This is a genomic window from Variovorax sp. GW531-E2 (genome assembly GCF_059423125.1).
Genome location: NZ_JBWKXQ010000018.1, coordinates 19,955 through 39,582, shown reverse-complemented (window position 1 = coordinate 39,582; position 19,628 = coordinate 19,955). Strand labels below are relative to the sequence as shown.

General features: G+C 64.5%; 16 protein-coding genes and 1 pseudogene. 7 read left to right on the top strand and 10 right to left on the bottom strand.

Annotated elements, in window-relative coordinates; translation table 11 throughout:
- Positions 1–32: 32 nt before the first annotated feature.
- On the top strand, positions 33–2,000 hold the full coding sequence (locus AC07XP_RS13275) for a serine/threonine-protein kinase (protein ID WP_495264930.1): 1,968 nt from the start codon (positions 33–35) through the stop codon (positions 1,998–2,000).
- 139 nt (positions 2,001–2,139) lie between these two features.
- Here the strand turns inward: AC07XP_RS13275 and AC07XP_RS13270 are convergent, their stop codons facing one another.
- The 3 genes and pseudogenes from AC07XP_RS13270 to merR form a co-directional block, all read right to left on the bottom strand.
- On the bottom strand, positions 2,140–3,114 hold the full coding sequence (locus AC07XP_RS13270; RefSeq protein ID WP_495264929.1) for a hypothetical protein: 975 nt from the start codon (positions 3,112–3,114) through the stop codon (positions 2,140–2,142).
- Between the two features lie 357 nt (positions 3,115–3,471).
- Positions 3,472–4,077 (bottom strand): annotated as a pseudogene (locus tag AC07XP_RS13265) (ATP-binding protein); the annotation flags it as partial.
- 470 nt (positions 4,078–4,547) lie between these two features.
- Positions 4,548–4,958 (bottom strand): mercury resistance transcriptional regulator MerR, encoded by a 411-nt coding sequence (gene merR / locus AC07XP_RS13260; RefSeq protein ID WP_068644579.1) that lies wholly within the window; start codon positions 4,956–4,958, stop codon positions 4,548–4,550.
- A gap of 73 nt (positions 4,959–5,031) precedes the next feature.
- Here merR and merT point away from each other — a divergent pair, with 73 nt between their 5' ends.
- From merT to merE, 6 genes are read left to right on the top strand one after another with little or no spacing between them, the layout of a single operon-like run.
- The gene (gene merT / locus AC07XP_RS13255) at positions 5,032–5,382 is read left to right on the top strand and encodes a mercuric ion transporter MerT (RefSeq protein WP_068644578.1); all 351 of its coding nucleotides are present in this window, start codon (positions 5,032–5,034) and stop codon (positions 5,380–5,382) included.
- A 12-nt stretch (positions 5,383–5,394) separates the two neighbouring features.
- Positions 5,395–5,673 (top strand): mercury resistance system periplasmic binding protein MerP, encoded by a 279-nt coding sequence (gene merP / locus AC07XP_RS13250; RefSeq protein WP_068644577.1) that lies wholly within the window; start codon positions 5,395–5,397, stop codon positions 5,671–5,673.
- Positions 5,674–5,683: 10 nt separating this feature from the next.
- On the top strand, positions 5,684–6,088 hold the full coding sequence (merC, locus tag AC07XP_RS13245) for an organomercurial transporter MerC (protein ID WP_068644576.1): 405 nt from the start codon (positions 5,684–5,686) through the stop codon (positions 6,086–6,088).
- A 34-nt stretch (positions 6,089–6,122) separates the two neighbouring features.
- A complete protein-coding gene (merA, locus tag AC07XP_RS13240; protein ID WP_068644575.1) occupies positions 6,123–7,805 on the top strand; it encodes a mercury(II) reductase in 1,683 nt (560 codons plus the stop codon).
- Positions 7,806–7,814: 9 nt separating this feature from the next.
- Entirely contained in the window at positions 7,815–8,492 is a 678-nt protein-coding gene (gene merB / locus AC07XP_RS13235) for an organomercurial lyase MerB (protein WP_245684266.1), read from the top strand.
- Between the two features lie 57 nt (positions 8,493–8,549).
- Positions 8,550–8,783 carry a broad-spectrum mercury transporter MerE gene (merE, locus tag AC07XP_RS13230; protein ID WP_084241993.1) on the top strand — a complete coding sequence of 78 codons (234 nt, stop codon included), beginning with the start codon at positions 8,550–8,552 and terminating at the stop codon, positions 8,781–8,783.
- Between the two features lie 23 nt (positions 8,784–8,806).
- Here the strand turns inward: merE and AC07XP_RS13225 are convergent, their stop codons facing one another.
- The 7 genes from AC07XP_RS13225 to AC07XP_RS13195 all read right to left on the bottom strand — a co-directional run bounded on the left by AC07XP_RS13225 (position 8,807) and on the right by AC07XP_RS13195 (position 19,487).
- Positions 8,807–10,153, bottom strand: a complete 1,347-nt coding sequence (locus tag AC07XP_RS13225) for a dihydrolipoyl dehydrogenase family protein (protein ID WP_068644574.1) — start codon at positions 10,151–10,153, stop codon at positions 8,807–8,809.
- Positions 10,154–10,869: 716 nt separating this feature from the next.
- Positions 10,870–13,059, bottom strand: coding sequence for an AAA family ATPase (locus AC07XP_RS13220; protein ID WP_495264928.1), 2,190 nt, complete (start codon positions 13,057–13,059; stop codon positions 10,870–10,872).
- The gene (locus AC07XP_RS13215) at positions 13,056–13,553 is read right to left on the bottom strand and encodes a hypothetical protein (RefSeq protein WP_495264927.1); all 498 of its coding nucleotides are present in this window, start codon (positions 13,551–13,553) and stop codon (positions 13,056–13,058) included. The genes AC07XP_RS13220 and AC07XP_RS13215 overlap by 4 nt, the downstream gene beginning before the upstream one ends.
- On the bottom strand, positions 13,554–14,081 hold the full coding sequence (locus AC07XP_RS13210) for a hypothetical protein (protein ID WP_495264926.1): 528 nt from the start codon (positions 14,079–14,081) through the stop codon (positions 13,554–13,556). It abuts the gene before it with no gap.
- On the bottom strand, positions 14,078–16,327 hold the full coding sequence (locus AC07XP_RS13205; protein ID WP_495264925.1) for a hypothetical protein: 2,250 nt from the start codon (positions 16,325–16,327) through the stop codon (positions 14,078–14,080). The genes AC07XP_RS13210 and AC07XP_RS13205 overlap by 4 nt, the downstream gene beginning before the upstream one ends.
- On the bottom strand, positions 16,324–18,348 hold the full coding sequence (locus AC07XP_RS13200; RefSeq protein ID WP_495264924.1) for a site-specific integrase: 2,025 nt from the start codon (positions 18,346–18,348) through the stop codon (positions 16,324–16,326). Before AC07XP_RS13200 ends, AC07XP_RS13205 begins: the two co-directional genes overlap by 4 nt.
- Positions 18,345–19,487, bottom strand: a complete 1,143-nt coding sequence (locus tag AC07XP_RS13195) for a site-specific integrase (RefSeq protein ID WP_495264923.1) — start codon at positions 19,485–19,487, stop codon at positions 18,345–18,347. Before AC07XP_RS13195 ends, AC07XP_RS13200 begins: the two co-directional genes overlap by 4 nt.
- Positions 19,488–19,628 lie beyond the last annotated feature (141 nt).

The following is a 19,628-nucleotide window of genomic DNA, read 5'->3' as shown; positions in this document are numbered from 1 at the left end:
CCCGACCCACCCGCAGGAAGAAGAGACACCCCATGACGACGCCCGCCAGCCCTAGCGCGACGCCCGACCCGCAGGAGGAGCGCCCCCATCCCCTCGGCACGGGCCACCGGCTCGACGAGTTCGAGCTGCTCGAAGTCATCGGCGAGGGCGGCTTCGGCATCGTCTACCGCGCCTACGACCACTCGCTGCAGCGCGAGGTGGCGGTCAAGGAATACATGCCCTCGATGCTCGCGCGCCGCGTGGGCGACAACAGCGTGCACGTGCGCTCCGAGCGGCTCACCGCCACCTTCGCGGCGGGCCTGCGCAGCTTCATCAACGAGGCGCGCACGCTGGCGCAGTTCAGCCATCCGGCGCTGGTGCGGGTGCATCGCTTCTGGGAGGCCAACTCCACCGCCTACATGGCGATCCAGCTGTACAAGGGCCGCACGCTGCGCCAGCTGGCCGAGAGCGAGCCGGGCACGCTGACCGAGCCCTGGCTGCTGGGCATGCTGGGGCCGCTGCTGGGCGCGCTCGACACGCTGCACCACAGCCAGTGCTTCCACCGCGACATCGCGCCCGACAACATCTTCATCCAGCAGCAGGACGACCGCCCGGTGCTGCTGGACTTCGGCGCCGCGCGCAAGTCGATCGCCGACCTGGTTGACGAGGTCGCGGTGATGGTGAAGTCGGGCTACTCGCCGATCGAGCAGTACGCCGACGACAACACGCTGCTGCAGGGCGCGTGGACCGACCTCTATGCGCTGGGCGCCGTGCTGTACCGCGCGGTGACCGGCCACCCGCCGCCTTCGGCCGTGGTGCGCAGCGTGCAGGACGCCTACGTGCCGCTGTCGTCGATGGACCGCGACGACCTGAGCCCGGCCTTCTGCGCCGCGGTCGACCACACGCTGGCCGTGCACAGCAAGGACCGCACGCAGACGGTGGCGGCCTTTGCGGCGGAGCTGGGGCTGGTGAAGCTGGGCGATCTCTATGTGGTGGACCGGTCGGCGCCGGCGGTGGCGGCTGCTGTCGTGCCCGTTGCTGCGCCGGTGCCGCAGGAGCCGCCGGCGCCGGAGCCGGTCGAGGAAGCACCACCGCCCGCGCCCGAGGTGCAGCCCGTGCCCGTGGAAGCGGCGACCGCGCGCGTGCAGGCACCGCCGCCGCCTGCGCCGCCATCGCCTGTCGCACGCCCGAAGAAGCCGTCGAAGCGCCCGCCGTGGTTCCTTGTCGGCGCGCTGGTGCTCGCGCTGTTCGCGGTCGGCGGCTGGATCGGCTGGCGGCTGACGGCCAAGGCGCCTTCCGATCCGATGATTGCGGCCGCGCCGCCGCCGGGCACGCCGATGTCCGATCCGGGCGCGCCCCCGGCCGCGATGCCGCCGGCCGGCGCGACCTCAGAGGCCCCGCCGGCGTCCGCGCCCGCCGCATCGGCCAGTGCCCCGCTGAGCCCGCTCGACAACGTGCCCATCGCCGCCGCGCCCACGCCACCTGCTGCTGCGCCCCCGGCCGAGCCCGAGGCGCAGCCCGCACCGCCTGCACAGCCGGCGCCACCCGAAGCGCCGCCGCCCCCCGACCCCGCCGTGGTCGCCGAGGTGGAAGACTGGAACCTGGCCCAGGCCGAGAACACCCGCGAAGGCTACGAGGCCTACCTGCGGCGCCACCGCCGCGGCCTGCATGCGCGCGAGGCGCGCAACGCCATCGCCCAGCTCAACCGGCAGTCACCGCCGCCCCCCGCCGCGGGCAGCACGAACCCCGTGCCGACCGTGATCGCGGGCGCACCGCTGGCCCCGCCACCGCCGCCGGCCGCGGCACCCGGCATGGGCCGCGTGCAGTTCAACATCCGGCCCTGGGGGCAGGTCTTCGTCGACGGCGCCGACCGCGGCGTGAGCCCGCCGCTCAAGTCGCTGCCGCTGCGCCCCGGCATCTACACGATCGAAGTGCGCAATGGCGACCTCACGGCCTACCGCCAGCGCGTGACGGTGCAGGACAGCAAGTCCGCACCGGTGGTGAGTTATGAGTTCAAGTAGGGGCCAAGCGGGGCGCAGGCCAGCCGGCGTAACCCTGTCGCGACGCCGCGCGAACGAGCGGAGTGGATGGGTTTGCCGGCGTGTTCCGTGCAATGAACGCGCAAATCCGATGGCCGGGCCGGCATCGGATTTGTCTCGCTCAGTTCTTCACGGTCATGCCGCGCAAGTATTCTTTCGCCTTGGCGATCGATACCCCGCTTGGCAATGAAGATTCGCATGTACCGGCGATGTATTTGTAGGTCGCCTCGATCGCCTTGAGGGCTTCCGTGTCGGTGTTGGGCTTGTACTTCGCCTTGGCTTCGACGCAGCTCTTCCCATCCTTGATCTGCTGAATTCCAAAGGCGGTCGGCAAGGTGCTTCTGATCTCGTCTTCGTCCAGCTCCGAGATGACGCCCAGTCTTTCGACCTTCTTCTGGGTGTTTCCATTGGTGGCCAGGGCGACCAGCTCGGCGTGCAGTTTCATGAACTCGTCGTATTTTTCCACGGAGAACTGAATCTGCGAGAGCGTCGCCGCCTTGGCTGCCATGTTCGAATCGTTGAATCCGATATTTTTCACCCCGATGGTCGAGGTCTTTCCGGCGATCGTGGCTGAAGCGGCAACCAGAGGAAATGTCACGTCCGCCTTGGCGTCCGCGCTCGCAAAAGTCATGACGGTTCTGATCGACTGCCCATAGACCACCCGGCTCTTGCCGTCGGTTGCGATGCATTCCTTTGATCTGGAGAAGTCAAAAACGGCAATCAATTGATCGGCGTTGATTTCGCCGCCGCCTCCGATTGCACCGCCGATGATGTTGAGCTTCGCTCCTGTGCTCTTGGTCATCACATAGCGGTTCATTTCAAAATCGCCGCCAATGTCTTCGACTGTCGGTGGATTCGCGCAAACCGGCAATCCAGCAGGCTTGTCGTCTTGTTTCAGCCCCTTGGTTTCCACCATCAAGGAGGAAAACATTCCCTTTTTCAGACCGACCAGATTCGAAGTGGAAATTTTTTCCTGCTTTTGAGGAAGGCCGGGTGCGTCCGTATTTCCGACGGGCGTATAGCTCGCCGCGATGGCGTTGCTCGAAAGGGATGAAAACAAAACGCCAAAGATTCCGAGTGCAAAATTCAATTTCACGTATTTCTCCTCGATTGCTGTTTTTATGGATGGGAAGCAGGGAGTTGGTTGGGTTCGTGGAGATTCCTTTCGCTTGAATAAGGGGTCTCATGCAAGGGCGAGCTGCCAAAAGAATGCAGTGTGACAGGTGGCAAGGCAATGAGAGGGGAATTCATGCGCAACTGATCCTGAGAGCAGTTGGCAGATCGGCCGATGAATTGATTCGCGATCGACGAAGCGTTTCGACGACGGGATTTCGATGTCGCGCGAGGAGGCCGAGGCATCGGCACCCTCGAGGCCTATCGCCAGCGCGTGACGGTGCAGGACAACAAGTCCGCACCCGTGGTGAGCCACGAGTGCCAGTCGCGGGGCCGCAGGTCAGGGCGTGCCGGTGCGCAATGCACGGCGGTACTGCACCGCCTCCGCCACGTGCGCGGCCTGCACGGCGTCCTGTCCCGCGAGGTCGGCGATGGTGCGCGCCACCTTCAGCGCGCGGTGCGTGCTGCGCGCCGACCAGCCCAGCCGCGCGGCCGCCTGCTGCAGCAGCTGGCGGGCGGGGCCGTCGAGCACGGCGTGCGTGTCGATCGCGCGGCCCTGCAGCGCCTGGTTCGCATGGCCCTGGCGTTGCAGCGCGCGGTCGCGCGCGCCCACCACGCGCGCGCGGATGCTGTCGGTCGATTCGCCCGCCGGCGCGTCGAGCAGCTGCGGCGCCGACACGGCCGCCACTTCGATGTGCAGGTCGATGCGGTCCAGCAGCGGGCCGCTGAGCTTGCCCTGGTAGCGCGCGACGCGCTCGGGTGTGCAGCGGCAGGGCTTGAGCGTGGAGCCCAGGTAGCCGCAGGGGCAGGGGTTCATCGCGGCGATGAGTTGGAAGCGCGCCGGGAACTCCGCGCGCCGGGCGGCCCGGGTGATCGTGATGGTGCCGGTCTCCAGCGGCTCGCGCAGCGCTTCGAGGGCGGCGCGCGTGAACTCGGGGAACTCGTCGTGGTTTATGTTCGGCACGACACTAGCCAACTATCCCAATACCACCTTGGCCGGCACATTGGCTAGGGCGCCGAGACTAGCCGCAACATACCGCGTCGACGGAGGCATTCGTTGTAGCTAGTCTGCTTCGGGTAATGCCTCATGCTCGATTTACCTTTGTCAGGGCAGGCCTTCGGATCGGTACGTGACCCTTGACATGTCGGCAGGCGACACGCCGCTGAGTTCTTTCAAAGTCAGGCCGGATTCCCATCAAGACGCATTGAAGCGCGTGCGCACTGACCTCGTGGCGGTCGACAATTCACAGCCAGCCGCTTCCGGCCAACTCCGGACATTCCTACCGCCGCCGTCGACTTCCGCTCTGCCCCTGGAGCGGACATAGCCGTAGAAATCGCAACTTCCTCGGTATAGCCCAACCAAGGCGCAATGCTTTCCGATCGCTGCGCACCTACAGGAATTTGTGCCAGGCGCTGCTACGGCTGCTCCTGCAGCGCTGAAATCAGCGGACAAGAGACTGTCCCGTGACTCGCACAGCAGTCGTCAACCAACGTGGCCAGAACTGACTCGATGCGGTGGAGATCGGCTAGCTTGGAGCGCACATCGGCGAGTTTTTCCTCCGCGGCCTGGCGCGCTTCATCGCAATGGGTGCCGTCATCCAACGCGAGCAGGCTGGCCACCTCGTCGAGGCTGAAACCCAGGCTCTGCGCAGACTTCACGAACCTGACCCGCGCCACGTCGGGCTCGCCGTAGCGCCGGATACTTCCGTAGGGCCTGTCCGGCTGCGACAGCAGTCCCTTGCGCTGGTAGAACCTGATGGTCTCCACGTTCACCCCAGCCAACTCGGCGAATGCGCCGATGCTCAGGTTGTCCGCTTGCTTATCCATACCGCTTGACTCCGTACTTGACTACGGAAGTAAGCTTACCCCTGTTCGAAAACACGTGGAAAGGATGAGTGCAATGTCGGAAGCCAAAAGTGGACGCGGTGCCCTGGTTGCAGGAGGCCTCGCCGCGCTGCTCGCGTCGACCTGCTGCCTCGGTCCCCTGGTCCTGGTGACGCTCGGTGCTGGCGGCGCGTGGATCGGGAACCTGTCTGCGCTGGAGCCATACCGGCCGCTTTTTCTGGGGGCGGCGCTGGTGGCGCTGTTCTTCGCCTACCGCCGCATTTTTCGGCCCGTGCAGGACTGCAAGCCCGGAGAGGTCTGCGCCGTGCCGCAGGTTCGGCGCGGCTACCAGGTCGTGTTCTGGATCGTCGCAGCGCTGGTCATCGTCGCGCTCGGATTTCCCTACGTATTGCCCTTGTTCTATTGAAAGGACTTCATCATGAAGAAGCTGTTACCCGTCGTCGCGCTGCTCGCGGCATTCGCCGCCCCCGTGTGGGCCAGTCCGCAGACCGTCACCCTGTCGGTGCCGGGCATGACCTGCGCGGCGTGCCCGATAACAGTCAAGCAGGCGCTGAGCAAAGTCACTGGCGTGAACAAGGCCGATGTCAGCTTCGAGAAAAAGCAGGCCGTCGTGTCGTTCGATGATGCCAAGACCAACATCCAGGCGTTGACCAAGGCCACGGCGGACGCCGGGTACCCGTCGACCGCCAAGCAATAGGCCTCACACCATGGGACTGGTTGCACGGATTGGGGACAAGGCCGGGGCGCTGGGCAGCGTCGTTTCCGCCATGGGCTGTGCGGGGTGCTTTCCGGCCATCGGCAGCTTCGGCGGTGCCATCGGCCTGGGCTTCCTGAGCCAGTACGAGGGCCTGTTCATCACCGTGCTGCTGCCGCTGTTTGCCGCGCTGGCCTTGCTGGCCAATGCGCTGGGCTGGCTGAGCCATCGCCAGTGGCACCGCAGCGTGCTGGGCATGGTCGGGCCGGTCATCGTGCTCGTCGCCGCGTACACCATGGCGGAGAAACTGCTCTACGCGGGCTTGGCCATCATGATCGGCGTGTCGGTCTGGGATCTGCTCGCGCCGGCGCATCGCAAGTGCGCTCCTGACTCGACCGCGCTACCGCAGAGACAGTGATCAATTTTTTCAACCCGAACGAACAGGCCGTTGAATGACCACCTTGCAAATCGAAGGCATGACCTGCGCCTCGTGCGCCCAGCATGTACACAATGCGCTGAAGATGGTGCCAGGTGTGCGCTCGGTATCGGTGTCCTATCCGGACCGCCTGGCCAAGCTCACGCTCGACGAAGGAACATCGCCGGCCTCGCTGACGACCGCGGTGGCAGCGGCTGGGTACCGGGCCCTGCGCGTCGACACTTCGGCGCCGGCTCCCACCGGGCTGCTCGGCAAGGCGCGTCAATGGCTTGGCGGCGCCGCTCGGCCGGGCGCCGCCGACCAGCCGCTGCACGTCGCTGTCATCGGCAGTGGCGGCGCCGCAATGGCAGCGGCGCTCAAGGCGGTAGAAAACGGCGCCCGCGTCACGCTGATCGAACGCGGCACGATCGGCGGCACCTGCGTCAATGTCGGCTGCGTGCCGTCCAAGATCATGATCCGCGCTGCACACGTCGCACATATGCGCCGCGAAAGTCCGTTCGACGCCGGGCTGTCCGCGGCGGCGCCGACCGTGCTGCGCGACCGGCTCCTCGCGCAGCAGCAAGCTCGCGTGGACGAGCTGCGTCAGGGCAAGTACGAGAACATCCTGAGCGGCACGCTGGCCATTACGGTCGTGCACGGCACGGCGCGCTTCAAGGACAGCCATACGCTCACGGTGACGCTGCGCGAGGGTGGCGAGCAGGAGGTGTCTTTCGATCGCTGCCTGGTGGCCACCGGTGCAAGCGCTGCGGTGCCGCCAGTCCCGGGTCTGACGGAAACACCGTACTGGACGTCAACCGAAGCCTTGGCCTCCGATGTGATTCCCCAACGCCTGGCGGTGATCGGTGCCTCCGTGGTGGCGGTGGAACTTGCGCAGGCGTTCGCACGGCTGGGCAGCCAGGTCACGATCCTGGCGCGCAGCAAGCTACTTTCCCAGGAAGATCCGGCCGTCGGCGAGGCGGTCGCTGCCGCGTTTCGCGATGAAGGCATCGCGGTGCTGGAGCAGACCGAGGCGAGCCAAGCAGAGTACGCCGATGGCGAGTTCGTCTTGACGACGAATCACGGTGTGCTGCGAGCGGAGCGGCTGCTGGTGGCCACCGGACGCTCGCCGAACACTGGCGGCCTGGACCTCGAAGCCGCAGGCGTGAAGCTCGGCGAGCGCGGTGCCATCGTCATCGACCGCGGCATGCGAACCAACGTCGCGGGCATCTATGCGGCAGGCGACTGCACGGACCAACCGCAGTTCGTCTATGTGGCCGCGGCGGCCGGCACGCGAGCGGCCGTCAACATGACGGGCGGCGAGGCTGAGCTCGATCTGACGGCGATGCCGGCTGTCGTGTTCACCGATCCGCAGGTAGCGACCGTCGGCTACACCGAGGCCCAAGCGCATTCGGCGGGGATCAAGGCTGACAGCCGCACGTTGACGCTGGACAACGTGCCGCGTGCTCTGGTCAATTTCGACACGCGCGGCTTCATCAAGCTCGTTGCCGAGGTTGGTACCGGCCGAATCCTGGGCGTGCAGGCGGTCGCGGCGGAAGCGGGCGAACTCATCCAGGCGGCGGCGCTGGCGATCCGAGGCCGCATGACCGTCCAAGACCTGGTCGACCAGCTGTTCCCCTATTTGACGATGGTCGAAGGTTTGAAGCTCGCAGCCCAGACTTTTACCAAGGACGTGACGCAGCTTTCGTGCTGCGCAGGCTGAGGAGGTGCCATGCCGAGCGTTGCGGCCGCGATGATCGACAAGAGCGACTTCGCGACGCTCATCATCGACGGGTTGTCAGGGGGGAGCAGGCTGGAAGGGTTTGCTTCCGTCTTTGTCGCACTCCTGCGTGAGCTGGTAAAAGGCTCCCCGGTGTCTGTGCGGGTGTTGGCTGAAGCCTCAGGGCAGTCATTGGACCAAGTCGACGCGGTACTGCGGCAAGCACCTGACATCGAGTACGACCCGGCAGGCAACATCGTCGGCTATGGCATCACGCAGCGGCAAACGCCCCATGTCTTTGAAGTGGAGGGGCGCCGGCTGTACACCTGGTGCGCCCTCGACACCCTGATGTTTCCGGCCTTGATAGGCAAGTCCGCGCGCGTGCGCTCCCTCTGCCCGGAGACGGGCATGCCGGTGTCGCTGACGGCGGCTCCGCACGAGCTATGCGCGGTCGAACCACTCGACGCCGCTGTTTCCTTGGCAGTTCCGCAAACCGGCATCCGGCAATCTTTCTGCTGCCAAGTGCATTTCTTCGCCTCTCGCGCTGACGGCGATCGATGGGCGCTTCGGCACCCAGAGGTTGAGGTCGTAAGCGTCGAGGCGGCTTTCCTTCTGGGGCAGGAGATTGCTCGCCGGCTGGCCCAAAGTGCCAAAGTGCTGTTGCCGACACTGGATGAGAACCATCCATGACGGACATGAAGCAATTGACGCCCTGCGTTGGAGAGCCTGAGCTGATGGAGACAAACCGTGCATGAGCGCAACGAACACGCTGGTGCCCCGCCCAGGCGGCGCGGTTATGCCTGGGGACTGCTTGCGCTTCTGACGTGTCCCTGCCACCTGCCCGTGGTAGCGCTGTTGCTATCGGGGACGGCGGCAGGCGCGTTCATCGGCGCTCACATGGGTGTTGCGACGCTGGCCGCGGTCGCCTTGTTCGGCGTGTCCGTTGCGTTCGCCATTCGAGCGTTCAAGGCGCCACGCTGACCCGTCGCCGTTGAACCGCCGGGTCACAGCATGTACCCGACGTCGGAAGCGCCGGTGGGATAGGCGAATATCGTGCGCTTGAGGTCCGCTGCAGTCAGGTCGTGCCGAATGGCCAGCGCGAACAGGTTGATCACCTCGTCGACATGGGGTCCCACCAAGTGGGCGCCGAGGATGCGGTCCGTTGCCTCGTCGACCAGGACCTTGAAGCCGTAGGTCGGCTCCGCCGCCTGGCGAGCCGTGAACCAGTCAGGAACCTTCTGGCTCTTCACACGGAACTTCAGCCCCTGCTTGCGCGCCTCGGCTTCGCTCAGCCCAACCATGGCGATCGGCGGAATCGTGAATGCAACGCTCGGCACGCCCCTGTAGTCCGGCCGGCGTTGATTGCCCTTCAGCATGTTGGCGGCAACCACCTTGGCGTCGTGGCTCGACACCGGGGTCAGCGGCGGACCGACCTGGGCCGCGTCGCCGGCGGCATAGATCGCCGGATTGGACATGCTCTGCAGATATTCGTTGAGCTGAATGCGACCGTTCGCTACCGCCACCCCTGCGGCCTCAAGGTCGAGCGAGGCCAATGCTGGCGCACGGCCGGCGGCATGGACAACGAGGTCGGCGTCGAACGACATCGGCCCCTGAGCCGACGAGGCATGGACTTTGAACCCCTCATTCGTTCTCTCGACGGCTCCGACCTTCGTGCCAGTGTGCACCTCGATACCCAAGGCCGTGAATTTCTCCATCAGCCAGCCGACCAAGTCCGGGTCGAAGGCCTTGAGCATGCGCTCTGCGTGCTGCAGGACGATCACCTGGCTGCCCGCTCGTGCGGCGATATGTGAAAACTCGGCTGCGATGTAGCCGCCCCCCACCAGGACAATGCGGTGTGGCAACGACTCCAGGCCGAGAAAGCCTTCGTTGGTCATCAGGTGCTGCTCGCCTTGGATGCCCAGCGGGATGGGTTCGGCTCCGCACGCGAGCAGCGCGTGGCGAAAGGTCAGCGTTTCAGCACCAATGGCGATCCGCGTGTGGTCCACGAAGCGCGCCTGGCCGTGGAAAGTGTCGATCCCTTTGGCGGCATAGCGCTGCAAGTGATTCTCGGGCACCGGATCGGTGAAGCTGCGTTTGAACGCCATCAGGCCGGGCCAATCGATGGCCGTCTCACCGACGACGCCCCTGCCGTGCATGCGGCGCACATGGTCGAGCGCCTCTGCTCCGCCCACGAGCATTTTCTTGGGGTCGCAACCTCGCAGCGCACAGGTGCCTCCAAACGGCCTGAAGTCGGCAACTGCCACCCTCCATCCCTCCTCGCTCACGCGCATGGCCGCCACCATCGCCGCCGTGCCGGACCCAACAATCACCAAGTCGTATTCGCCCGCCATGTTCGTTCCCGGAGTGGAGGTACGTGCAGCTTACGGGGATGGAGCAGAAACCGATACCCACCCAAAGTGGGCACACCGCCCTAAGCTTTTTGAGGGGCTCGAGTGTCATGGCTGGCCGGCGGTGGCGGCCCAACGACTGCGCTTCGTGGTCGACTTCGCCTACGCCACGGGGCGCATCGGCGAGTTGGTCGGCGCCGCAGGCGCTGCGGCAGGCGTTGTACCGACGCCGGCACGAACCGATCGCAGTGGTCGGCACATGGCTTCGCCGTGTGATGCAGGGCTACTTCAACTACCACGCCGTCCCCGGCGACAACCTGCGCCTGAGCCGGTTCCGATCAGGAGAAAGCTCTTGGTTCTCAAATCGAGCGGCAACGACTGCTTCCGCTGGCTTTCCGGTCATTGCCGGCGTTGTCCTGGCCGGCGGGAGTGGGCCCAGTCCGGCCCTACAGCGGACGCCGAAACTGCCCGCAAGCGGCCGTTGCCCGTCTTCAACCCCGAGGATTGCCGCGCGCTCTTCTGGCCCAATTGAGGCACTTCAGCGACTTCGTTGCGCGCCGACTTTCAGTCGTCGAGGGGCGGAGTCCCGCCCCCAGCCCTGCGGCGTGGACAACAGCTTCCCCTGACCACGAGGGCCGCTACGCGTCCCTGTGGACAGGACGCAGTTGTCCACCCCTCCAGGCTCCCCCACCCTTACTAAGAAGCCCGAATCCCAAGGATCAAGTTTCACGATTCGGCTGGAGCAGCTGAAACCCTGTCGAACGCCGGGTGCGGCGCGCGACTGCCCCTGCGACTGCGGACGACTCGCCTGCGAGCAGCACTAACTCTCGGCCGCGCGTTAGCGCTGTGTAGAGCCACTCCCTCGTCACGAGTCGGGTGTCCTCGACCGCGACGATGACAACCTTCGCGGCACTGCCCTGTGCCTTATGGCAAGTGATGGCATACGCCAGTTCCAACTCTCCTTCCGCTTCGGCCGGGAGGCAACGAGGCTCGGGCTCCCCGTCCCAGAGTACGTTCACCAACTCGCCCGCAATCTGGGTCACAACGCCCAGCAGGCCGTTGAATAGGCCATCTTGGTAGCGGTTGCTGGTCATGACGACGGGGTCACCGACGGCCACAGTAGCCGCGGGTCCCAGCCGACGGGTGGCGGTTCCACTCGGACGGCGAAGTGATGATTCTGTCTCGTTGATGGCCGCGACTGTGACCCGCTTCGCCGCCACGACCAAGAGTTCGCCTTCCTCGCGCAAACGGCGTTGTGCCGCTTCAAAAGCGCTGGCCGGAAGCTGGAAGACGCCCTTCGACTCGCCGCCCCAAACCTGCAGCTTCGGAGCCCGACCCTCCCGCACAAGAGCGGCGACGTTGGGGATGAGACTGTCGCAGGCCTGTCGAAGAACCTTCGTGAGGTGCGCGACGCGAGATGCCTCAGCGACGATGTCGTGGAAGATCCGGCCTATGCCCACCGGCGGCAGCTGGCCTTCGTCCCCCGCGAACAGAATTCGAGCCCCGGCCGGCAGGAGACTCAAGAGCCTGTGGAGGCTCACCGTATCCATCATGCCCGCCTCGTCGATCACCAGCAGCGTACGGCGGTCGAACTGAACGTCAGAGGTAGGAAACAGGCGTTCGGGTGACGCCGCGTGGTCGCGCTGCCGCTCGAGCATGGCAATGAGGCGGGCGATGGTGTACGCCAGGCGTGGACGGTTGGGCGAGGAGGCCCCGCGCGAAAGTGCCAGCGCTGCCTTGCCGGCGAGAGCTCCCATGACAACGTTGCCCCGCAACTTCTCCCAGGCCGTGGCAAGGACCTTCATCACCGTCGTCTTGCCGACGCCGGCGCCCCCTTGCAAGGCGGCGACCGGCAGCGCGAGGAGCCGGGCGACCGCCGAATGCTGCTCATCGGTTAGGCGCAGGCCCGCGTCGACTTCTGCAGCGTGGACCAGCGCATCGAGATCTCCCCCGGTGGGGACCGAGACAGCAGGTGGGCAGACCTCTAGGGCGAGCAACGCCGCGGAAACTTGGTCTTCCAGCCATGCCGCGCCAGGTACGCGAAGCAGGTTGCCAGCCCGGCGCAACAACCCGCTCTTCTCGGCCAGGCCCAATGCAGCGCCCGGGTCGACGCCACGGGCCCTCAACAGTTGAATGACAACTTCCTCGGAGGCTGCCGTGTCCCCCGCCCCAAGCAATTCTCTCCAGACGCTGTTTAAGGCACCCGCAAGGCGGGTCGGATGGTCTTTGAGATTGCCGGCCTTGTCGTCTCGCAGGAGCCGTTGGCCGAGGTGGTCGGCCGACTTCCATTCCATGAGGCACGCCGGCACGTAGGGATTGCGGCGCAGCCGGTCCAGCGCGTCGGGACCAGCCATGAACCGCCACACCTGCCTGGCAAGGCGCACCTCCCTCATTCCGAGACGTTCCAGGAAGGTCAGAAACGCAACCTCGGCGGCTCTGCCCGAGGTCGCTCCGTCCTTCTCGGCGACGGCCGCATAGACCTGGGCCGCAATCCTGGCGGCGAGTGCAGGTTTGTCGGGCTCAATCACGATGGCCACTTCGCGAAGCCGGGTCGCATCGCCCAACACCTCTGCCAGGCTGTGCCCAAAGGCGTCAAGAAGCCGCTTCGAGCGTGTTTCGCCGATATTGGGCAGGCGTTCGAGCCAAGGTCCGAGCAGGTCACCTTGGCCGATGACGCGCGTCATGTGCTTGCTGCTGACTTGCGCAACGACGTTGCCGAAGCGGTCCCGGTACGAAGACAGAAGGCCGCGCACTTCGAACGAATCGCCAGGAAGTGGCTGAACCTCGTGTCCGGCGAACTTGACCCTGATGGATCGCCCGTCGTCTGCACGCCCCGCAAATATGCAGCCGGCATCGAGTTGAGACAGGATCCTTTCGACGAGCACGATGCCCTCGAAGCGCTCGATCAATCTTGCACCTGCACGAACATGCCTGCTCGGATGGCGTCGAGTTGGGCCTGCAAGCGCAGGTTGGACGCCCTCAGCGCTTCGATCTCGGAGACGGCCGAGCGGAGCTTTTCAAGCAACTCGGATTGCACGGCTTGAGCCTCTACCGCCGCCTGTGCGGACGCCTTGGCGGCCTGAGCCTGACGTGCCAATCGCTCTTGCAGCGCCTTGTCGCCGGCTTGCTGAGTGAGCCGCCAACCAATGGGCAGCAGGCCCTGGCCTTCGGCGACCAAGTTGATCAGCGAGCTGAGTTCATCCCGTTCGTAGAGGTACTTCTCCTGCGTGGTTTTCAGGCCAACGGCCTGTGCGACCCCGCGCACATTGACCTTGCCGTCCGGCGTGGTCGGCAGGGTTGCTGTCCGCCCGAGATCAGGCTGGCCCAGGTACTCTGCCTCTCGATCGTTCAGGTAGGCTTCGAGGCGGGCTCGAACTTCGGGGATGACACTGGGGCGGGCCATTCAGCGACTCTTGGGGTGGATCGGCGTGACTTTCGCTGCGCGTCCTGCCAGGCGTTCGCGCAGCAGTTCGATCTCCCTGCGAGCCTCTTCAAGCTGCATGTTCGCGTGGGCGAGATCCGTCTCGCTCAAGCGGTGAGACTCAAGTAGGTCCTCGTACAACTGTTTCCACTCCTGCACCCGGGTGCCGAGTTCCTTCCGGACCTGTGTGCGGCCGACGACGTTGCCGCTCTTCAGCGCTTCGAGCCAGGCCCGGACTTCCGCGGCGAGTTCGCGATAGCGCGGCTTGTGAAATGTGAAGGGATGAATCTGGGAGCGACGCGCCACCTCGGCAAGGGACACTGCCCCCTTGTTGTGGGGGTAGATGCCGCCGTTCGCGGCCATCTCCTGCTGGATGAGCTTGAGCATCTCGCGAACCCGGTCATGCGTCGCTTGCGCATTGCTTTCGTAGCGGGCCAGCGCCGCTTCGCGCATTCGGCTCTTGGACTCTTCCGAGTACGTCCGCTTGCCGACGGGAGGCTCGTCCCTCATGCTGTCTCCACTTCTGCATCCTGGCCCCACACCGAGCGGGCCGTCGGATTCTTCATCCATCGCTCGCGCAGGTCGTCAAAACGACCGAGGTGCGTTCGAATCTGCGCTGCCCAATGGGCTGCCGTCAAGGATTCATCATCCAGGGTGGCTCGCTCGTAGGCCGAGACGCACTCCTTGATCGCGTCATCGACGTCGTTGTGCAGGAACGCCTCTTCCAGGCGGTGGGAACAACTGCTCTGGCACTTGGACGGTTCTGGTCGACCCTTGCTCTTGTTGCAAGGGCCGGCCTCTCCGACGAACTTCGTACAGATGACGCCCTCGCGGACCTGGTCCCACGCCCGACCCTGCAGGGTGAGCAGATCTGCCAGCTCGTAGGCGCTGTTCGTGCCCCAGTCATTGCCACGCCGATGCACACGTTGGCGATGGACATCGATGGACTTGCGAACGGACACGGCCGCCAAGCCGCCATAGCCACCGAGGGCCGCGTCGTCGACCTGGGAGGCTCGGAGGTCGGCGTCGACCATCTTGTCGACGACGTCCTTGGCTCGCATGACGCGCAGTTCCCGCGAGACGGCTTCGATCTCGACGCGCAAGTCCTTGTCGCTCAGGATGTAGTAGAGCGTCATCTCCATCGACTTGTGACCGAAGACGTCCATCAGAATCCGGGGCGCCTGGGTCAGGGCGAGGGCCACGAGGCGCGCCAAGGTCTTGCGGAAGCGATGCGATCGCAGGCGTTGTCCACCCGGCTGCGCTTCGAGGCCAATTCTTCGGGCGAAGCTGACCAGCACCCTGTTGATGTCGGTCACTGGCAACCAAGGCGAACTCGCCCCCGGCGCCGCCGAAAGTTGCGCCCAGAGATGGGATAACTGTGTATCGCCCGGGCGCGCAGAATCATCCGGCGCCAGAAGACCCACCCGTTCGCCGAGCGCCACGAGGCGGGACTGCTGCTCGAGTGCCAAGACGGCCAACTCCGGCAGTTGCCAGTCCCGCGCCTCGCCGCCGAGCTTTCGGACCAGCTTGAACGTCTTGCCATTCGCGTACTGGCGCCCGTCGACGGCACGCTCTACACAATTTCGCTGGAGGTCAAGCACCTCCGATTGCCGCCCGCCCGTGCTGAGCAGTGCAATGCACATATGTGCCGCCTGAACCGTGCCGACCAGGCTCATGAAGTCGATGTGGGTCTTGGGTGGCCATCGAATTTCGTCGGTGATATCGTCAGCCAGCTTGCTTTTGAATCCCTTGGGCTTCGAAAGCGCGAGCGGGAATGGAGGATCCCCCAAAGCAGCGCCGCTGCGGTCTCGCCATACATGCCGAGAAAATATGTCACGCACGGCCTGGCGTCGCCTTTCGCGGACGGTGTTGGGTACCCATCCCTTGCCAAGGGTTGCATGCCAGGCGCGCTCCAACTGAGAACCCAGGACGAACAAGTTCGGCGCGAGCTGCGTGATCAACCAGAGGCATCGTTGGCCCAACAGCGACACGTAGTCGTCCGGCAGGGGGAGGTGGGGATTCTTCGCGCCCTCTGGTGGGTTGTAGCGAGCAGGCCCGGCCAAAACCGTACTCCTCGTTTCTCCTTCCAACGCGGGCAAGTCCTGCCACAGGCCCTGCGCCGAGAGGATGTGCATTCGGTGGCACTCCTTCAGCACATGTTGTTTCGCATTTGCGCTCAGCGTGTCGAGGTCGTCCAGATTGACGGCCTCGAGCAGGGGGCCGTGGTATCGAGCCAACCCGCTCCAACTGCCGGACTCCCTTTTGCTGCGATCGGCCAAGACCCGAAGAGCGACTGCCAGCAACTGCGGGAGGTACGAGTTGACGATGCCGAAGATCTGGTTCGCGCCGAGCGGGCGCCCCATGGCCCTGCCCGTGCCTGACGGTCCCATGCGAAGGAGGATGGTGTAGTGGGTTGCGACAAGCACAGCTCTGGAGAGCAACGCGCTCGATCGGCCTTCGAGTTCGGTGCGAAGCGCCTGCGGAATGAAGGCCACTATTCGTCGACGAATGTTGACATCGGGGCGAGCTCTGGGGGCACCCGACGGCAACCATTCCGGAGGGCTGTGCCATGTCCCTAAAGTCGTCCCGTGACGCAGGATCCCCTGCAGGACCACCGTCTGTTCTTCATCCAAGGAGGTGACGCTCTCGAGTTCAAAGGCGAGCAGCGCCCTGTTTTGGGAGGCTCTGATGTCCTCTGAACCTGTGCTGTCCTCCTGTGGGGGGACATGCGATGAAACAGCAAGCGCGAGCGTCACGTGTTGGCTTTCATGGTTGTGCCGTCGAATTCGACGACTCTGTGCGCCCCTCGGGCGATCCGTTCGGTCCAGTCGCCCAGATGACGCTCGACGTCGGGCTCGGGGAACGCGGCCAGGGCGGCTTCTGCGTTGTCCAACTCCTCAGCGAAGGACGACTGGATGAAGGATGCGACGCTCATTCGCGACTGGAGATGGCGAAGCTCGGCCAGACGTTTGCAGATCCCCGTCAGACTCTCCGGGAAAATGACCGCGTGCTCAGTACAAAGAAGGCATCTTTGAACATGGCACAGCGCTCGGCCATTTGCCTCGAATTCAGGGGAGATGCGCCGGGGCGGATGGGCCGGGTCCTTGCAGCCGATCCCGAGACGACTGCGCATCAGGTTGCGATATCCTTTGAGTCGTTCGCGCTCGTCGGAGGTCACGATGCCGTCGCGCGACCACTTCGCCAACACCGTTGGATCGACGCGACCATGGACTTGGATCTCCGACCACAGTGCCGTGCTGAACGTGGCGTACAGCGCGCGGTGTTGCTCCTTCAGCAGTGTGTTGTCCAGGTAGAACTGAGTCGAAGAAAGGCGTCGGTGGCCCAGGGCCTTCATGACGGCGAGAATGGACCCACCATTGGAGTTGTAGATGTGGGCGGCATAGGCATCTCGCAGGTCGGTCGGCTTCAAGTCCGCGATCTGCCGGTCTGGCGCTTGTCGCAGATTGATTTCTCGGATGAACGTGCTGAGGAATTCAGCTGTCTCGTTCCGGGAGTTCGTCAGCCAGTGGATTCCCGTCAGAACGGCGGAGACATAGAGCCAAGGAGATCGAATTCCTTCCTCGATGCTTTCGATCTCGGCTGCGATGGCGTCCCTATCGGCAGGGGCGGCGGCATCGTGCTGCTGGCGAAGTTCCTTGGCCTGAGCCACCAACTGAGCTCGAAGCGGCGCGGTCCGCTCAATCAGGGTCTTGATGACGGTGGCTGCGCTTCCTTGGGTCTTGATGAGGCCTTCTGAAATCTGTTCGGTGCCGCCAGCCCGGGCCTTGTAGCCGCGAAGGATGTAGCGCGTCGGATCCTTGGGGTGAGTTTCGATGAATGGCTCCTGGACGTTCAGTCCAAGCAGGACCGCCGGATTCCAACCGGTGGTCGCCATGCACAGCAACAGCGCAGCCCTGACATCCGGTCCCGACGGGTATCGCCCCTCCAGCATCTCCTGATGGTTGTAGCCCAGTTCGTAATACTTGCGAACTGTGTGCACCTTCTTCCAGAGTTGAAAAGGTCGGGGGCTGCCTGTCGCGACGATCGTTTCCTCCAGATGCTGATACCCCTGAAGCAAACGCTTCTGCTCCTCGAAATCGGCGGGGTGTGATTCAGCGCATGCAACAGGTTTGCCTGCCGCCAGCAACTCTTCGGCCAAGGACCATCGATCCAACACCGCGAACCAACGGTGCTTTAGTTCTCGTCGAACGAGATCCGTCTGCCACTGAGGCGGGAGCTTCCGGGTGCGGGTCGGCGGTTCCGGTGGCAGCCAATAGAGCGGCTTCAACCCGAGGGCGACGCGAGTCTTGCTCGCCAGTTGGCGGAAGGCGGTGAATTGCGGCCTTGCTGTGTTCTGGAGTAACGCGCGTTGTCTGTGCAGTTCGCTGAGTTGAGTCGTCGAAGTGATTGCAGCGCCAGGCATCTCGGCCTCAAGCTTGTCGAGGATTCTCCACCAGGTGCGCAGCGTGGCGATCATTTGGGAAACGGATTTCTCTGCGAACGCGGCCGCGTGGTCCCTGATGACGGGCGCCATCTCCAGGATCAGTTCAGGTCTTCCTTTGAATGGTCCCTTGCGAAGAGTGCCGCCGTTGCCTGCCTTCGTGGATTGTTGGCCGTCTCTGAACACGGTGAGGTCGACGAGAGTCTTCTTCGTCGGATGGTTGGTCCAGAACCGAAGTGAATCCGCGTCTTGGACCGATGGCTCTTGGGCGACGAGCGTGAGGGTCGCGGCGCCGCGCAGATGGTCCTTGGGATTCTTGTTGCTGCGAATGCTCATGAGGCGGGCACCTCTCGAGGGCTTGGCGATGAGTCGCCTTCCAGAGACAAAGGTGTGCCCAGCATGTCCATCACCCAGCGCAGATAGATCATCGTCGTCGATTCGCTCGCGTGTCCCAGTTGAGGTTGAATTTGAAGGCGGATGACGCTCAAGGCGGTCGACTCCAGCAGGGCTGCTGCAATTTCTCCCGTGCCTGAGCTGTGTGCGTGCTCGTGTCGGTGCATTTCGCGCCAGAGGACTGAGCATGCCCACCAGTGCCGGCCTTGGTGGGGAGACCAACCTTCCATTGGAAGTTCTCCGCCGACCCACGCGTCGTACAGCCTCTTGCCGCTGAAGCGCTCTCCGTCGTCCTCGCGTAGGAACAAATGCACTGCGCTCGCGGCTCGCGCGAGGCGAGCTTCCTTTCCTGTCACTCCGGCGAGCCGCCTCTTGATGGCTCCGTTGCGTGGGCCTCTCCGGTAGTCGTCCAACTTCTTCGCCAAGATCAACGGCATGAGAAGAGTCCTGGAAGGACCGATCTTGTCGTCGTGGTCAACTCCAAAGGTCTTGCCCTTGGCGCCGTATTGGATGGTCAGTCGAACTTGCTGCTCGGATGTCGGGGCCTGCGGGTTCGCGATGTGCCATTGCCGCGGATCTTCGGGCAGCGTGTCAGTCCGAAAGCAGACCACCTCCTCGCGGCGCATCGCGGTGAGCAAGATGCACTCGCACATCAGTCCGCAGGTGGCGCCGTATCGCTCATAGATACTGGCAAGCCAAGCTCGGACTTGCTCGTCGGGCGGCAGGCGCAACCTCTTGGCTTCAGAGCGGACCTTCCCTTTTCGGACGAGCACTTCTTTGCTGAGGTGACCGACCGAGCTGATGGCAGTGCCGATCTTCAGCCAAGCTGTCTCGTAGGGCACTGAGAACGCCCCTCGGTGCCCGCGCGCGACCATCCAGTTCAAGAAGTCGCATGCCTGTTGCACTCGCAGGTTGACGGTGTTCGGTTTGCGCGCTCGACCGTCGCGAGACCAGGTTCCAGCGAGCATTTCTGCCTGGTAGCGACCCTGGACATGCGCTGAGTAGCTGCAGGTGGTCACGTCGATGCCGCGACGTTCCGTCCATTCCAGGAAGTTCGCGAGCCACTGCGCGTAGCTATGCATCGATTTCCGGGACGGGATACGCCCGACGTCCTCGCCCGGTTGCTGTCGTGGGCCCCAGAGACCGAGGCCTCGATCGATGAGGTAGGTGCTTGCGAGGCGATGAAGTCCAGGCCTCGAGTCCAAGATGAACGGCATGCCGGC

What these genes read in the sequence shown, in the direction of transcription:
- AC07XP_RS13275 (WP_495264930.1), top strand. Translation starts at nt 33, where the DNA reads ATGACGACGCCCGCCAGCCCTAGCGCGACGCCCGACCCGCAGGAGGAG.
- merR (WP_068644579.1), bottom strand. Translation starts at nt 4,958, where the DNA reads ATGGATAAGCAAGCGGACAACCTGAGCATCGGCGCATTCGCCGAGTTG.
- merT (WP_068644578.1), top strand. Translation starts at nt 5,032, where the DNA reads ATGTCGGAAGCCAAAAGTGGACGCGGTGCCCTGGTTGCAGGAGGCCTC.
- merP (WP_068644577.1), top strand. Translation starts at nt 5,395, where the DNA reads ATGAAGAAGCTGTTACCCGTCGTCGCGCTGCTCGCGGCATTCGCCGCC.
- merC (WP_068644576.1), top strand. Translation starts at nt 5,684, where the DNA reads ATGGGACTGGTTGCACGGATTGGGGACAAGGCCGGGGCGCTGGGCAGC.
- merA (WP_068644575.1), top strand. Translation starts at nt 6,123, where the DNA reads ATGACCACCTTGCAAATCGAAGGCATGACCTGCGCCTCGTGCGCCCAG.
- merB (WP_245684266.1), top strand. Translation starts at nt 7,815, where the DNA reads ATGCCGAGCGTTGCGGCCGCGATGATCGACAAGAGCGACTTCGCGACG.
- AC07XP_RS13225 (WP_068644574.1), bottom strand. Translation starts at nt 10,153, where the DNA reads ATGGCGGGCGAATACGACTTGGTGATTGTTGGGTCCGGCACGGCGGCG.
- AC07XP_RS13215 (WP_495264927.1), bottom strand. Translation starts at nt 13,553, where the DNA reads ATGGCCCGCCCCAGTGTCATCCCCGAAGTTCGAGCCCGCCTCGAAGCC.
- AC07XP_RS13210 (WP_495264926.1), bottom strand. Translation starts at nt 14,081, where the DNA reads ATGAGGGACGAGCCTCCCGTCGGCAAGCGGACGTACTCGGAAGAGTCC.
- AC07XP_RS13200 (WP_495264924.1), bottom strand. Translation starts at nt 18,348, where the DNA reads ATGAGCATTCGCAGCAACAAGAATCCCAAGGACCATCTGCGCGGCGCC.
- AC07XP_RS13195 (WP_495264923.1), bottom strand. Translation starts at nt 19,487, where the DNA reads ATGCATAGCTACGCGCAGTGGCTCGCGAACTTCCTGGAATGGACGGAA.